Source organism: Wolbachia endosymbiont (group B) of Xanthorhoe designata (assembly GCF_964028585.1).
In the GTDB taxonomy this organism is placed as follows: domain Bacteria; phylum Pseudomonadota; class Alphaproteobacteria; order Rickettsiales; family Anaplasmataceae; genus Wolbachia.
This window is the reverse complement of record NZ_OZ034794.1, coordinates 1,013,527-1,030,018: the sequence shown is the minus strand read 5'-3', so window position 1 is coordinate 1,030,018 and position 16,492 is coordinate 1,013,527. Positions and strand designations below refer to the sequence as shown.

The window sequence follows — 16,492 nt, the reverse complement described above, 5'->3', positions numbered from 1 at the left end:
TAGCTAAATAATAGACCATCAAAGGTACACTCAAATATCTAAAATGAAAGAAAAGACTTTCACAATCATTGATGGTTACGGTTTTCTTTTCAGAGCTTATTACGTTTTGCATCATTTAACTACCACAACCGGTATTCCAATAGGTGCTGTGTATGGCTTTTTGAATATGGTTCTGAGGTATATTGTCCATTCGGACTACTTAACTATAGCACTTGATTCTGGCAAAAAAAATTTCAGGCACAGTTTATATTCTGAGTATAAAGCAAACAGAGTAACGCCTCCTGAGGATTTAATTCCACAATTTACAATACTGAGAGAAGCGGTGGAAGCTTTTAACTTCAGCTATGAAGAGATTGAAGGCTATGAAGCAGATGACATAATTGCAACACTAGCTGCAAAATATGCCAACCACGAAGACTTTAAAGTAGTAGTAGTCTCATCAGATAAAGACTTATTTCAACTTTTGAATTACAACATTCTAATATTTGATCCTATCAAAAATATATACGTAGATGAAAAACAAGTGATAGAAAAATTTGGTGTAAATTCAAATAAGCTTCTTGATTTATTTTCTCTAACTGGAGATGCATCTGATAACATTCCAGGCGTTCCAGGAATAGGCCCAAAAACTGCAGCTAAATTGCTGGATAAATTTGATTCGTTGGATAACATTATAGAAAACATCAATAACATTGAGCAAACAAGAGTTCGTAATATTCTTACTGAGCATAAGGAAAAAGCACTAATTTCAAGAGAACTTTTGTCACTATGCAAAAAAGTAGATCTTCAACATGATATTGTAAAATATGAAGTCCATCCTCCAAATATGGAAAAATTGTTATCCTTTTTGAAGAAATATGAATTTAATTCATTGATAGGAAAAGTAGAAAAGCTTTTTTCTTATAGTGGATCTAGCACAAAAGAGAAAACAGAATATAGTAGTGAAGAATTAGAAAAATTTTTGGAGTATTGCGGATATGAAGGTAAAATTGCAATTCATTGCCACTTTGAAAACAATGCATTAAACGAAATCTCCTTATCTTGCAGTGAAGATAATATTTTCTACATAGATCAAAGCTGCCTACAAGATGCACTCACTATAATAAATTCAACTTTATTTTCAAATGGGGTGCTTAAAATAATACATGATATTAGAAAGATCAGAGAAATATTTCCTACAATAGAGAGAGTGCTAGACTCAATTGATGACTTGATGATCATGTCATATAGTCTTGACACAGGTAAGCATGATCACAGCATTCCAAACATAGTTGCGCATAATTTGAGTGAGAATGTAGAAAATTTTTCGGCAAAAACTTTAATAGCGATCCATGAGAAACTGACACAAAGATTATTTCAGGAAAAACTTTTTACGATTTACGAACGCTTCGACAGGCCTCTCATGAAAGTAGTATTTGATATGGAGAAAAATGGAATACTGCTTAATATTCAAAAACTACAGGAACTGTCTGATAAGTTTGAGCAGCTAATTGCTGTATTTGAAAACGATATACATAACTTAGCAGGAGAAAAATTTAATATTGCATCACCAAAACAATTAAGTGATATTTTATTTAATAAAATAGGGCTAAGTAAAAAGAAAAAGTCAAAATCCGGGTCTTATAGCACCAACTCTGAAGTTCTAGAGGCACTTGAAGAGGAGGGGACAGAAATCGCAGGTAAAATTTTAAGTTGGCGACATCTAAGTAAATTAAAGGGTACCTATACTGACGCGTTAATAAAACAGGTTGATCCGCTTGATGGTAGGATACATACAAGCTTTTCAATCACTGTGACTGCAACTGGAAGGCTGAGCTCTAGCAATCCTAATTTACAAAATATTCCTATCAGAAGCGAAGAAGGTAGTCTTATCAGGCAAGCGTTTATTGTGCCAAAAGGGTGCAAGATAATTTCTGCCGACTATTCGCAAATAGAATTAAGACTCCTGGCACATGTGGCAGATGTTGCGGCATTTAAAGAAGCTTTTGCAAATAGGGAAGATATTCATGATATCACCGCAAGACAAGTTTTTGGAGTTCAAGAAATAGATGAGCAATTAAGACGCAAAGCAAAAACCATTAATTTTGGAATTATATATGGAATTAGTCCATTTGGCCTTGCAAAGCGACTTGGAATTACCATTGCGGAGGCTGCTGAATACATTAATTACTATTTTTCTTGTTACCCAGAAATAAAGGTCTATATGGAAAAAGCAGTATCTATCGCGAGAAATCATGGTTATGTAGAAACTTTGTTTGGCAGAAGATGTTTTGTAAGAGACATCAACAATAAAATTCCTTATCTAAGACAATTTGCAGAAAGGGCAGCAATAAATGCACCGCTGCAAGGAACCGCCGCTGATATAATAAAACGTGCAATGATTCAGCTTTTTGATCAATTGAAAACAGGTAAAATAATCCTCCAAGTTCACGATGAGCTACTAGTTGAAGTAGAGGACGATAAGGTACAAGAAACAGCAAAACTTATGAAAGACGTAATGGAAAATGCAGTAAAAATTTCTATACCGCTTGAAGTAGAAATAGAAATTGGCGACAACTGGGGCTTTTCTTAATTATACCGTAGACTCTAAGAACCTGTCTTGAAAGGACCTAAGTAGTATCTGTTCAGATGCATGGCTAATGTGTAAATATTGAAGCAAAAATAATGTCATCCCAGTGCTTGACACTGGGATCCAAATTGCTCACAAGCAACCTAATCATAGATATTAAAAGCAACGCTTTCAATGAGACTACAAAAGGCTGGATTCCAGTGTCAAGCACTGCCTTGTTGTTGTAAATTCACTTTTACCTTATTTTGCCACACCCCTGAACGGATGCCTTGAGTAGTTAATTTCGTAAGTATAATAGCAGTCATATTAAAGAGTTCTTGAAGTAAGGAGAGCACGCTCATACGTCACGCAAACAACGTTTGGGAATAATCTAAGGTTCTGTGATATCAGCAGCTTTCTTGGCAATAACATCCCGCTTTCAGTAAATAGTGATTTTATAATTTTCCTATATATTAGAAAAATTTTTATTTTAATTAGCGTTAAACAATAGGCGCCTATTGATTTTTAGCTAAAGTAAAGGTCAAATATCTGGAATTCTGGACATAAAATCCCCCTGTGTGAAAAAGATTAGAAAAAAGTGCAGCGCACATACGACAGAAATTAAGCACACTTACATGCTCTGAAGAAGATACGCTACGCTTTTTGATTAAAAGTTTGACTGAAAAGTCTGCAGACAAAGATAAGTTTTTGAGCTCTAAAAATATCTCTTACTATCATTATAATCAGATTTAAAATATATGGAAGCAATTTTTTACGTTCCCTTATCACTTATATCATTTGTTACTCTTCTATTTTTTGCTTTATTCTTTTCTTTTTTCCCTTTCAAGACAGGTTCTAAGAAATTTGAATTAATACGAAAAATATGCTATAATTATAACATAGGTTAGTACAAATAGATCGTTATGACAGTTCCAAAAGCAAAAAATAAGCCTTTAGAGTCATCTACTCAGGTGACCGGGCAAAATGAGATGCTCTTCAAGAAGGAACATAAGGAAATTTACGATTACTTTGTAAAAGTATTAGAAGTTAAAGCCAAATTAAAGGAGAGCAAAGGAATAACTGATTATTTTATATTAGCTTATAAGAAGATACTACTAACTAATGTCAATCCAGAAAAGATAAGACCACTCAGTGAAGAGAATTTTTGTCAGTTTTTACTTTCTATATTTAAAGAAGTTAGAGAGAAAAAATTGGCTGGAGAGGAAGATAGTAAAGTAAAGCAAGTAGTAGAGGAATGCTTAGATGATGTACGTGGTACAGAAGCTAAAGATTCACTAATAAAACTTGTTGGGTTACCATTGGGAATAAAAATAGACCCGAAAAATATTTCTGGCTCCTTTATGGATGGAGTGAAAGAAAAAATACCATTTTTAGGTGGAGATAAAAAAGAAGAGGATGAACCACTACTTAGTGATGAAGAGATGGTAACAAAGTGCTTACGTAAGGTTTTTCTTCCTATTCTTTTTTCCATTGCTTCAATATTAATTTTTGGTCCTACTACACTTGCGATAGTTGCTGCTGTTATTGGTACAATATTTGCTGTAAAGGGAGGAATTGAAGTTCTTTTTTCAAATAATAGGCCAGGTACTTTATATGATCCTAGCTCACCAGATAAAGATGATACAGAAAAGAGAGCAAAATTGAATGAAAAAATTCGCAAGGGTATTGATGATATTTTAAAAACCCCAATTGAAAGCTCTCTTGAAACAATTGCTGACGGGAGTAAAAAACAACCTACTCTGGAACAAGCTCCTCAGGTGGGAAATAAAGGGGGTGAGCAGCTTACTGTGCTTGATGAGCAAGTTACTGTAGATAAGCTATTTGAGGAACAAAGACAGCAGTCAAGTAAGACATAGACTTACCAAAAGTGAATTGTGTAAGAGGTCTTTTATTGTTTTATAACACATACAACAGGAGTATGATCAGATGGGTTTTCTAGTTTACGCAACCTATCATCTATGTAACATGTTTCCAATTTATCTACAGCTTGTGGCGATAGTAGCATATAATCTATTCGCATCCCTTGATTATTTCTCAGTGAATTACCTTGATAATGCCACCAAGTAAACTGTTGCAAATTTGGGTGAGATATTCTAAATGCATCTTTAAAACCAAGATTCAAGATCGCTCTTAATTTCTCACGCTCTTTTATATGAAAGCATACTTGGCCATTTAATAAATTTGAATCAAAAACATCAATTTCATCCAGTGCAACATTATAATCGCCAGCTATAATAGTTAACTCTTCATTTTTCAACAAAGTGCCCATCCTTTCATATAAGTTATCAAAAAACTTGAGTTTATATTCAAATGCTTGGGAGTCCAAGCTTTGACCATTGGGCACGTATAAACTTCCTACCCTTATCTTATTATTGGTGTGTTTTATCACACACTCTATATAACGTGCTTCTTGATAACTCTCTACAACATCGATTTTTAATTTTTCCAGTATTGGATATTTAGATAAAACACAAACGCCATTTCTTGCAACCTGTCCATAGATAGCATATTCATATCCTAACTTTTCTATCTCTGCATAAGGAAATTGCTCTTCCGTACATTTTATCTCTTGCAGCAAAACTATATCTATCTGACTATCAGCTATAAAATTACAAAGTTGATTAACTCTTCTACGTATTGAGTTTACATTCCAAGTTGCAATCTTTAGCATCAACAATCCTTATTAATTATATCAATTAAACTCTCCCCAGTAGGTAACCTTGATGTTATAATTTTTTTCCATTTGATTAACCTTAAACTATCAGCAATGTTTTTACTCATGGTATATGCAACTGTATTATTCATCACAGGAGATAGCCCACTTTTTAGAACTAATGAACAAAATGCCCTTGCAGTTTGTGAGGAAAAAAAAGCAACGCTATCAATTTTACCGTCCAATAGTAAATTTTTACACCTATTAGTTAGAATCCTTTTAGTAATTGTTTTATAGAGTACAACTTCTCTTACGTTAAAACCTTCTTCAGATAATCTCTTTTTTAGGTCACATGATACTTCTTGTCCCCTTATATATAAGAACTTTATTGCATTTGAATAATGAGATTTTATGAATGATATCAGACCATCAACGTTGCTGTCTGCTGAGATTATATCGGAAAATCCCAAATTTTTTGCAGCCTGCATAGTTGAATTACCAACCGTAATAATTGGAAAGCCATCCTCTTTGCATATTTGACTGAAAGCCTTTACACTGTTTTTACTTGTAGATATCACAACGTCAAATTCATACGTAGATATATCAGGATTTAAGTACTTTATTGTGAATACTGGTTCTATAAAAACTTTGTATCCATATTTTTTTAGCGTGCTTCTTGTGCTCAACGAATCTAATAAAGGCCTTGTCAATAAAATAGACTTCATTCTGGTTTATTTCACTAGCAGTAAAATAATATACCTTATACACAAATTATTGAATAAAAACTTTTATTTTTTAAGTTTCTTGCGTAACCTATGAAAAAGGCAAGAGAAACTCCATAAATTGGCCTAGTGCTAGAAAATTGATATTAAATAAGCGAACGTTTTGATCAAATGGAAAAAAGGATGTTACTCATTGAGTAACATCCTTTTAAAGAAAGTGGGTAATTTTGGTTACTGTCTTTCATTTGTTTTTGGAACTTGCTGTTCTACATTAGTGTCAACAGTTACTGCTGAAGAAGGTCCCACCAATTTGTCCAAAGAACCTGTCTTTCTTAAGTCAGCTTGGGTTTTTAACTTGCCATTTTTCTCAGTGAAAATACCATGTTGCGGAGAAGAACTTGGTGAATTGAATCCACTATCAGAATTACAACGATAACTGGCAAAGCTAGAAGTTGTAGCAGTACTGTCAGTACTTATAGAATCCATTGAATTGCTTCTTGGTGGAGCAACATAAAAAGTGCTATTTCCTTTCTTTGTAGATGGTATCTCATCTGCATTCATCCTTTCATATTGTGTAAGAGTAACTTCCTCTTGCTTTTTGCCACCTTTTAGCGATGATGACAACTTGCTCCAAAGTGAGGTAGGTGCTTTTACTTCCTTATGCTCATTAGGATTTAATAATTCTGCTTCGCTGCTAACAGTACTTATAGAACTCGTTGAACTACTACCTGATAAGCTATTTTCCAGTGAATTCATAGAACTTGCTTTATGCCTTTTTGCTGACTTATTAAGACTTTCTAAAGTATTAAAACGAGTATGCTCTTCCTTGCATTCTCTAATAACTTCCTTAATCTCATCATGATGTTCAGAGAAAATACTGTCTCTAAAGTATTTATCTTTATCTGATAGTCTTTTTGTAACTAAATTACGCAAACCATCTGCGTCCAAGTTATCAATAAATTTCTTCTGCTCTCTCCATTTATCTACTAGCTGGTCTGGCAAATAATCTCTCCAATCAAGATATGTTTCTTTTGCTATTTTTCCTTCTATTTTTTCTGATATTCCAGAAAGTATGCTCTTTATTAACGTGGAATTATTTTTTCCATCAGTACAAATTGCTCTAAGATCTTCTTTCACTTCTTGAGCTCTCTTCTTTTGTGGTGAATCAGGAATAAGCTCATTATCTATTCTATCTGAATAATTCTCATTACCAGCTGCACGATATAACTTATTTGCTGTTGCAGTGAGCACATTACTTGTCTTTTCCTTTGTTTTTTCACTTACAAAACTAGCACCTCTCTTCAGCGAATCTGCTGAATACTCATAGCCATCCTTAATTTTTCCGCCAATATGCTTCGCTCCTTCAACTGTTTTTTCTGCTGACCATTTGAGCCCTTTATATCCAGATTGAACTGCTTTTACAGCAACTTTCGCAGCGTAAAATAGAGTAAGACCAACTATAGCACTTGGTATAGCAAGTGTTGCACCAACTGCCAAAAGTGGTAACACTGCTGCAAATAATCCACTTGCTGTACCTACTACAAGAGCCTGATCTCCTTGCTTCATCTTGGAGAATTCTGTATCTCCTTTTAACAAGTCAGTAATTCTTTCCTTTAGTTTTTTAGAATCATGAACAATATCTGCACTTAATGAATCTTGCATAATTGTACTAACACCCAAATTATCTTGTTGAGCTTCAACAGGACGTGAGTTAGATTTTATTTCACTAGGTGACATTTTTAACCTCACTATTAATTAAACATACTAATATTGTATATACATGATTCTTAAGTTAGGGTTAATTCACCTAACAATGTCCATTTGCTTTCAAATGATTTTACTTGATGTGTTTTTTGAAAGCACAGAAAATTATTGCAATATAATATCTCGTTTGGATTAGCTATAGTTGAAGCAAAACCCATCCTTTTGAAGGAGTAGATTTTTCCGTAGTCTTAGCAGGAACTGTGTTTGGATCTGATAGTTCTGTTCTGACATATTTGCCTTCTTTATCATATAAATCGCGAAAATCATTCATTTGCACATCAGTTTGAATCTCCATTTCTTTAGTCTCCTTGTGATCTATTGAAGATGATGCATCAACACCTGTACCTTTAGTAACTTTTTGTCTTAGTTGTGTATTTTCTTCTTGTAATTGCTTTGAATTTTTCTTTAACTCACCAATCTCTTGTATTTTTTGGTTTAGTTGATTAGATATAGTTAGTTTGTCTCTAGCCAAATTTTTATTTTCCTTTTCTAATTTACTAATTTTTTTGCTTGAAGATTTATCCGCAGCTTGTGTACCTTGGTCTTGTGTTTTAGGAACTGTAGTTTCCTGATCACTTGCCTGGATTTCTACACTTTTATATTCAACTTCAGTTTGAGTTGATGTAGCTACATTCTCACCTACTTCACTGAGCTCATCTGCAAGTGATTTTCCAGGTTCAAGTTGTTGAATTTTTCCCTCCAAAACTTCTTTGTCTTTTTGCAGTTGACTTAATTCTTTAGCTAATTGATTCATCTTTTTAGCCAATGTATTGTTTTTCTCTTTTTCTTCTGTCAATTTTTCTGCCAACTGCTTTTCATTATTATTCTTTAAACCTTCTAACAATGTTTTCTTTAGATCGTTTTCCAAATTTGCATTCTTTTTTTCTAGTGCACTTAACTTAGCTTCACTTTGCTCTAATTTTTCCTGCTGCTCTTCATTTATCCTATTTATTTCATTTTTTTTATTTTTCAACTGATCACTTAACTTACCAATTACATTATTTTCACCTTGTAGTTCTTTTTCTAACGCCTTTATCTCTTGTGTTAGTTGTTCAATACCTTGATCTTTTTCTTGCGTTATTCTTTTCAATTCAGCTTTAAGTTTTTTAACTTCTCCTTCCAAAATTTGCTTTTCCTCACTTAGTGTTCTTATTCCTGTATCACCTTCCTTTTCTATATTTTGATTAAGTTCTTCTGATTTTTTGAGTTTCTCTGTAAGTGACTTAATAGAAGCATCTTGTTCCTCGATTTTTTGATCTCTTTCAAATATTGCTTGCTGTTGTTTGTTAATTTCATTTTTCAAGGAGTCGCATTCTAACTTTAGATCCTCAAGCTGCTTTGCCTGCTTTGCAAAATATTGAGCAAACGTTTCTTTTTCTTCTTTTAACTCCTCAATTTCATCTATAATTTCATCCACTCCATTTTCTGATCCTTCTTGTTCATACTTTTTCTCGTCATCAGACATGCTATTCTCAAGCGTTTCATCTTCTTCGCCACTAAATTCACTAGTGCCAGAGAAAGAACTTCTACGTGAATCAGGAGAGGAATATCCACTGCTACTTGGTGTAGCTGACTGTGGTGAATCTTTCGTAAATGTTTCCTCTGCTGGTGTTTGTTGATCGTTCACACTTTTGACCATGTCAGTGAAAGTTTGATATAGAGTTTTGCCATTGATAAAAACTTCTTTATTCTGCTCAACTAATTTTAATACCTCTTCTGGGTCAGTTATTTCTCCAAATTTTGGTTTATCAATCACTCTTTTTATGCCCTTAGAATTTACTTCTACAGTCATGCTACAATCTATGCTATTGCCTTTAGAATCCTTAGCTTGCCAGTTAATGGTCATCTCACATGAGCTTGAACCAGTAAAATCATAGTGCCTTTCGCTGCCTTTTTTGGTTGCAGTTATTTGACTATCTTTCCCTAAAGATAGGTTATAAACCTTGCCTTCGTCACTGGCTCTTAAAAGGGTGCTAATCTCTATTGGTTTTTCTTTATTTTCAAATCTAATTTTAAATTCATTATCTTGTGTTGTATATACTAAGAAATTTTCACCTAGTAGAGATTCTTCAAATTTTTTATGTGTTTCATTTATTAATTGCTCAAATCTTTGGAAATCTGTCTTCCACTTTGAGCTCATTTGTTCCTTAATGTCTTTATTTTGTAGTAAAGGACCAATAAAATACCAGATTAAATTTTCTTCCTCTAGTTTTCTTGTAAAATCCTGAAATTTGTTACAAGATTCAATAAAACTTAAAATATCCTTTTTCTTCTGCTCATCTAAATCTAAACCTTGATTTTCAGTTACAAGTAAATTTTCTTTTGTCATAATTTCTATTTTTAGAGAACTATGTTATAATATTAGCATATTTTTTTAAAAAATCAACTAATTTTATAGTTAAATAAACTTGAGTATTTGACGGGAATGTTATATATTAACCACTCCAAGAAGTGCAGTATGGACAATAATATTATAAGAAAATACGATATTAGAGGTGTGGTAGGCAGAGACCTGCAAATCAGTGATGGGTATGAAATAGGTAGAAAATTCGGTCAAACTGCAGCTAACGTTTGTGTAGGCTATGACAGCAGGATAGATTCACCAAGTATAGAAAAAGAATTAATCAGAGGCTTGATTTTATCCGGTGCGAATGTTATACGCGTTGGGCTCTGTTCTTCACCTATGCTCTACGCTGCAACAATGCAGGCAGATCTTGGGATTATGATCACTGCTTCTCATAATCCCAGAGAATATAACGGCTTTAAATTTTTCAGTAGTAAAAAAGTTTACTCAGATCAAGAAATGAAGGAAATTATAGGCAGTAAAATTAAAAACAGCACGAAAATTGGAAGCTTAATTAACACGAATATATATAGTGAGTACGTTAACATATTAAAAGATGTGCTCAAGAATAACACTACACAAAAACTAAAAATAGCCTGGGATTTTGGCAATAGTCCAACAATTGTAAGGTATATTGAAAGGATTTTACCAGATCATATACACATCGTAACCAATAGCTTTATAGATGGAGCGTTTCCACTGCATGACCCAGATCCCATAGAAGAGAAAAATCTTGCTCAGTTAATAGATATTGTCAAGAAAGATAAATGTGATCTTGGTATTGCACTTGATGGTGATGGTGATAGGGTACGCTTGATTGATAATAAAGGTAATGTTGTTTCCAATGATCACTTGTTTATGATTTTTTCACGTGAAGTATTGGCGGAACACCCAAAAAGCAAAGTTATTGCCAACGTAAAAATGAGTATGAAAGTGCATGATCTTGTTAGTAAATTAGGAGGACAAATAATTACCTGTGCCACTGGACACTCACTAGTTAAGAAAAAGATGGTAGAAGAAGGAGCAAAATTTGCCGGTGAACTCAGTGGGCATTTTTTCTTTTCTGAGCTGGGTTTCGATGATGGACTATATTCTGCTGTTAAAGTCATTAACATTTTACTTAAGAAAAACCAAAGCCTATCTGAGATGATTGAAGATTTGCCAAAGTTATATATCACTCATGAAGTGAAAATTGTAGTGAAGGATGAGAAAAAGTTTCAAATAATTGAGTCAGTAAAGGAGACACTAAAGCAGAAAAATATTGTATTTTCAGAGCTTGATGGTATTAAGGTAACCGATAATAAAGGTTGGTGGCTTCTTAGAGTATCAAATACGCAAAACTGCATTACAGCAAGATGTGAAGGAAATACCTTAGAAAATTTTGAACTCACTAAAAAAGTTTTGTTTTATTACATTGATGCACTAAAATTATACATTTAAATTTTTTTGATGATTTACTTATTCGTCAATGTTTGCAGTTTTGTTTGATTAGTAATAGGAATTGGTAACCTATGGCGCACTGCTGTGGATAACAGCTGTCTAAGCTAATTTAGCTATAGAAAATGAACACTCACTTTTCTTTATTGTTTTGAGATTTTTCTTGATCAACCATTTCCTCACCGATCTCTTTTATTTTTAGTATCAATGACTCTGGCACATACATGTTAATTACTTCTTCTGTTGTCACAAATAAAGCCTGATAAGAGTGTGAATTTATTATCCAATTGGGCAATATGTCTTCTGCATCTATTTTAGACTCTCCCTCTTTTTTATCATATACTGTGTGGCAATATAAGTGCACAGCAAAAAATAGTACATAAGAAAGCAATATTCCTCTAAGTGCTCCGACAAAGATTCCAGTAACTCTATCCATTAATCCCAACCTTATAGGTGATAATATGTACATTAGCCAGTTATTCATTGTCATGAATGTAAGATTAAGTATGATAAATACAGAGATTGTAGAAAGTATGTTTTGTGTAACTTTAGAGTCAAAATACTTACTATAATTTATAATAAAAAAATCATAGTAACTAGCTGTCAAAAAGACTGATAAGAGCAAGAACATTAATGCACATAGCTCTTTTATAAAACCTCTAGTTATCGATATTATTACACACAAGACAATAATAAAGATAATTAGGCTATCGAAAAACATATTTTGTATCTATATGATTTTCAAGATATAATAGTTGTAAATAACAAAGTTGTAAAATTAATTGTGTTGATATTTTATCAGCTGGTCTAAGTACCGGGCAATCATATCAACTTCTAAATTTAGGTAATTACCTGTTTTATTATGCTGAAAAGTTGTGTTTTTCCATGTATAGGGAATTATATTCACAGTGAATTCTTGATCGACAACTGAATTTACTGTAAGGGAAACTCCATCTAGCGTTACAGAACCTTTTTTTGTAATAAATTTAATTAATTCTTGTGGGCATGATAGTCTGATTTCATGAGATTCTAAATTTTGATTGATTGTTAAAATTTCTGTTGTGTCATCCACATGACCCTGAACCAAGTGGCCGTCAATTCTGTCACTCAGTTTCATTGCTTGTTCTAGGTTTATTTTTTTCCCTGTTTCCCACGTATTTAAGTTAGAAACCTTCATGGTTTCTTGAGATACTTGAACTGTGAATACATCGTTCATTATGTCGACAACAGTTAAACACACTCCGGAGCAGGATATTGAATCTCCTTTGTTTATAGAGGATAAATTTTGTGTCTCAATATGGAAGATTTGATCAGAGTTGGGGTGGATAGTGATATCAGTTATAGTGCCAATATCTTTGATAATTCCTTTAAACATGCAATAAAATAAATAATTATATCACAAAAGATCTTATTTGTTAGGTGCGCGAAGGAAGATCTTTTTCACTTATCTGCTCAACAGATTTTACAGAATACTCAGAATGTATAAAGTAAGCCAGGCTCAAAACGCACAGTGTAATTAATATTGGTAACCCTATGTTTAATGTTAGACCGATACTTTCCCTTTTTTCTGTTGGCACCAATTCCTTTAAAATTGACACTTTTCCCAGCGGTAAGTGCCATAGGCAGAGTGCTGATATAGAAGCTGCTACTAAAAATAGACAAAAATAAGTCTCTTTCGAAGAAAACATAGCTTTTAATGGTGATTTGAGCCTAATATTAGTAGGCAATCGAGTTTTAGCTTCATTTGTTTTTGGTAAATGGTCTACAGCTTTGCTTGGTAAAATTTCATGAGAAACATTTTTAGGCTGTGGAGAAGGTTGGCCTGAAACTAATTTAATCAACTGCTCTTTTTTTCTATATACTTGCTTTTGTAAATATTCTTTACCTAAAAGTGAATTATGAGGGGGTTGTGGCCTTTTGAGTACCTCTAGCACTTCTGATATCTCATCTGGTTCTAATACTTCATGTAATTGTTTATCTTGAAAGTAAGCAATATTAAACACTGAGTTAAAAATATTGCGAAATGTTTCTGGGTCTTGATTTTTGTATCCATTAATTACTTCAATAAATATTTCATCAAGTTTTTTTCCCTGCACTCAATCTGGTTATCTATTATAGCAATTCTAGCATCAATTTGAGCTTGTTTTATAGTTGATTGTTTTTCCTCTTTCGATAATTCTGTAGCCTGCTTTTTTGACTTCTTTTTTCTGTTAGCCTTAAAATAATCTGTGTGCGACCTAGTTTGACCTATATCCCGCTCTGTTTCTTGAGGTACTAGATTTCCTATACTACCCTCTGTTATCCGAGTGTCTAACACTGGTTCTTTTTCTTTTTGGTCAAGTACTGGAATAACACCAGGTGGCATATTGTTGCTCTGTATAGAAAATTTTGGCAGCTGTGGGAAAAAGAATTGTGCCGTATTAAAAAAATTGAATGGCTGAAAAAGAGACCTAAACCAGGAAATATTTTCATGCATTGCAGCAACAATTACTGGTGCACGTGTAATTTGCTTTCTGTTACTTGCTATATTGTAGCCAAACGAACCTTGCACAATTTGTTTATCTTGCGTGTTTCTTTTTTCAATCACATTTTCGTTTTTATTTTCAGTTTCTTCTATTTGTAATGTATCTTGACTTTGCTCCTCACTTTTGGCTTTTTCTACATGTTTTAGCTGCTTATTCAAGAATATCTCGATTTGTTGCAAGCTACCTAGGTTGATGTTTTTAACGTCTGTTTGCAGCGTTATCTTTATGCCCTGCAGAAGGATTTGAATTGGAGCATTACTTATGAATTCTTCTACAGTTTTATTAGCTTTATGGTAGTTATTATATAATTTTTCACTTTCTTTTGGTGCTTTTATATTGGCTGTAAAATTTTTTTCTTGAAGGAGATAGATTTTGAAAAAGCCAATCAAGTATTGCATTTTAGGTAGGGTTATATTAGAGACGTCTTCATCTGCTGCTGTTAGGAATCTTAGCTTAAATGAAAACTCTTGTGTATCACTTACAACACTTCTTGAGCGAATAGTGCTGATTTCTACTACTTCATCGGAAAATACTTTGCCTATCTCTTTAGAGCCTGTTCATAATCTTTTCAGAAGCAAAGCAGCGAAAGCAAGAACGACCATTTGCAGGCTAGTGTTGAGTTTCCGCTCGCAATTTTTCCACAATCGCCTACATTTTTGCAACCAAGCAAAAGATCTCTCAACAACCCATCTTTTCGGCAATACGACAAAGGTGTGTAATTCGCTTCACCTCAACAGTTGCACCAATAGTTACTTTCATCTGTGTTGCAAAATTTTCTCCTGTGTAGCCAGCATCAACTAGTATATTTTTAACTTCAGATAGGTTTTCTTTAGCATTTTTAACCATTCTCACAGCGCTACTACGATCAGTTATTTCTGCCGTTGTTATATAAATTGCGTGGGGTAAACCTTGTGTATCTACCGCAATATGGCGTTTTATTCCTGAAACCTTTTTGCCTGCATCATAGCCTTTTTCTTCAGCAGTATCTGCATTTTTTACGCTTTGTGCATCAATTATGCAGAAGCTGGTTTTTTCTTTCCGACCATTGTTTTGTCGGACCACGCCAACTATTTTTTTTAATACCAGCTCCAGAACACTTTCTTTATTTGCATCTGCTTTTTCACTCCACTTCTTAAAATAGTCGTAACAATTCCGCCATTTTGGAAACTCTTTTGGTAACATTCTCCACTGGCAGCCACTTTTTAAGACGTATAACACTCCACAAAATACATGATATAAATCAAGTGTTCTTGGCTTTGTCCTCTTCCTGCAAGACTCCAGATCTGCTACAATAATCTCAAACTTTTCTCGACTTATATCACTTGGATATAAACTTCGCATATCCTACTTTATATACTTTATCCTCTCATTCTATCCCTTTTTTGAGATCACGTACAGGCTCTTAGATTTATCTTTGAAAAATTTAGGTAAATCTTCTACCTCATATTTTCTCTTAGTTTTAACGTTGACGGGGTTTTTCCTGTATCTCGAAACTTATCTTTGAGAAGTTTTGATAAGCTCTCTGCATTAGTTCTAACGCCAGAAACTGCTTTGTTTACATTTGTTTTTAAACCCGCTAAGGACTCAGGTAAATCCTCTACACGAGCTTTAAAGGTAGGAATTACTCTATTTGTGTTTTTTTTAGCCTTATCCATAAAAGACTTAAATGAATTTTTTGTTTGCTCCCACGGAGTTGTGGTATTATTACTGTGCATGTTTCTAATTTTTTATTAATATAATATTAACAAAAAAATATAATTAGTCGATAAATTAATAATTATAGCACCCTTGCATAACAGCGGCGCGTTGGGTTCAATAAGCAGAAAAAGTTACTTTACAAATCTCATCAGTCTTCTTATCATGACAATGAGAGTATTTATCCTTGTTTTTAATCTCTGCAGATTTAACAACAAAATTCAGTAAAAAACTCAGGTATATATTGGCGGATTACATAAAATTATAGCGGCTGTATGTCTTTTTTATTTTTTCTACATTCAGCCAAAACGCGCTTTAAATAAGCGTTAGCACATTATTACAACGCCAATTTACATTATTATAGGGTCAAAACTCACTACTGGGGGATTCTTTTGCCTTTTTTTGCCTGGTAAATTTTTTAATATTCTGGATTAGTTAGGAGTCCTATGGAGATGTCATTCCAGCACTTCTTATTACCTGTTCTGGATCCCAGTGTCAAGCACTGGGATGACAAGAAGGAGAGCACTGGGATGACAAGAAAGAAAGCGCTGATTTCATATGCATCTGATAAAAAAGATGATGTCATGCCAGTGCCCAGACACTGGCATCCAGTTTTTTCATGATCATCAAAACGTTGTATTTTAACATAAAACGGCTACTTTTATGCTTACCAACCTAATAAAATTCCTGGATTCCAGTGTTAAGCACTGGCATTATAAAGGAACTAGTGTCAGATGCTCTGATGACACCTTTTTATCCAAATAGTTTTATTGATGATATTAA

General features: G+C 33.5%; 10 protein-coding genes and 2 pseudogenes. 3 read left to right on the top strand and 9 right to left on the bottom strand.

Features of this window, described 5'->3' with window-relative positions; translation table 11 throughout:
- Positions 1–43 precede the first annotated feature (43 nt).
- Positions 44–2,572, top strand: a complete 2,529-nt coding sequence (gene polA, locus ABWU64_RS05040; protein WP_353279450.1) for a DNA polymerase I — start codon at positions 44–46, stop codon at positions 2,570–2,572.
- A gap of 899 nt (positions 2,573–3,471) precedes the next feature.
- Positions 3,472–4,425: a hypothetical protein gene (locus ABWU64_RS05035; RefSeq protein WP_015588314.1), complete on the top strand. Its 954-nt coding sequence runs from the start codon at positions 3,472–3,474 to the stop codon at positions 4,423–4,425.
- Between the two features lie 32 nt (positions 4,426–4,457).
- On the opposite strand, the gene ABWU64_RS05030 is transcribed toward ABWU64_RS05035, so the two are convergent.
- The 4 genes from ABWU64_RS05030 to ABWU64_RS05015 all read right to left on the bottom strand — a co-directional run bounded on the left by ABWU64_RS05030 (position 4,458) and on the right by ABWU64_RS05015 (position 10,037).
- A complete protein-coding gene (locus ABWU64_RS05030) occupies positions 4,458–5,240 on the bottom strand; it encodes an exodeoxyribonuclease III (RefSeq protein ID WP_341815739.1) in 783 nt (260 codons plus the stop codon).
- Positions 5,240–5,947, bottom strand: coding sequence for a uroporphyrinogen-III synthase (locus tag ABWU64_RS05025; protein WP_015588316.1), 708 nt, complete (start codon positions 5,945–5,947; stop codon positions 5,240–5,242). The genes ABWU64_RS05030 and ABWU64_RS05025 overlap by 1 nt, the downstream gene beginning before the upstream one ends.
- Positions 5,948–6,175: 228 nt before the next feature.
- Positions 6,176–7,681 carry a hypothetical protein gene (locus ABWU64_RS05020; protein ID WP_353279448.1) on the bottom strand — a complete coding sequence of 502 codons (1,506 nt, stop codon included), beginning with the start codon at positions 7,679–7,681 and terminating at the stop codon, positions 6,176–6,178.
- 163 nt (positions 7,682–7,844) lie between these two features.
- On the bottom strand, positions 7,845–10,037 hold the full coding sequence (locus ABWU64_RS05015) for a hypothetical protein (protein ID WP_353279446.1): 2,193 nt from the start codon (positions 10,035–10,037) through the stop codon (positions 7,845–7,847).
- A gap of 129 nt (positions 10,038–10,166) precedes the next feature.
- On the opposite strand from ABWU64_RS05015, the gene ABWU64_RS05010 reads away from it, so the two are divergent.
- Positions 10,167–11,492, top strand: a complete 1,326-nt coding sequence (locus ABWU64_RS05010; RefSeq protein ID WP_353279444.1) for a phosphomannomutase/phosphoglucomutase — start codon at positions 10,167–10,169, stop codon at positions 11,490–11,492.
- Positions 11,493–11,622: 130 nt separating this feature from the next.
- Here ABWU64_RS05010 and ABWU64_RS05005 read toward each other — a convergent pair whose 3' ends face one another.
- The 5 genes and pseudogenes from ABWU64_RS05005 to ABWU64_RS04985 all read right to left on the bottom strand — a co-directional run bounded on the left by ABWU64_RS05005 (position 11,623) and on the right by ABWU64_RS04985 (position 15,729).
- Entirely contained in the window at positions 11,623–12,210 is a 588-nt protein-coding gene (locus tag ABWU64_RS05005) for a CvpA family protein (RefSeq protein ID WP_064085309.1), read from the bottom strand.
- Positions 12,211–12,267: 57 nt separating this feature from the next.
- Positions 12,268–12,864: a riboflavin synthase gene (locus tag ABWU64_RS05000; RefSeq protein WP_341815745.1), complete on the bottom strand. Its 597-nt coding sequence runs from the start codon at positions 12,862–12,864 to the stop codon at positions 12,268–12,270.
- 40 nt (positions 12,865–12,904) lie between these two features.
- Positions 12,905–14,556 (bottom strand): annotated as a pseudogene (locus ABWU64_RS04995) (hypothetical protein).
- Positions 14,557–14,571: 15 nt separating this feature from the next.
- A pseudogene (locus ABWU64_RS04990) lies at positions 14,572–15,355 on the bottom strand (IS5 family transposase).
- A 95-nt stretch (positions 15,356–15,450) separates the two neighbouring features.
- On the bottom strand, positions 15,451–15,729 hold the full coding sequence (locus tag ABWU64_RS04985; RefSeq protein WP_353279443.1) for a hypothetical protein: 279 nt from the start codon (positions 15,727–15,729) through the stop codon (positions 15,451–15,453).
- Between the last annotated feature and the right edge of the window lie 763 nt (positions 15,730–16,492).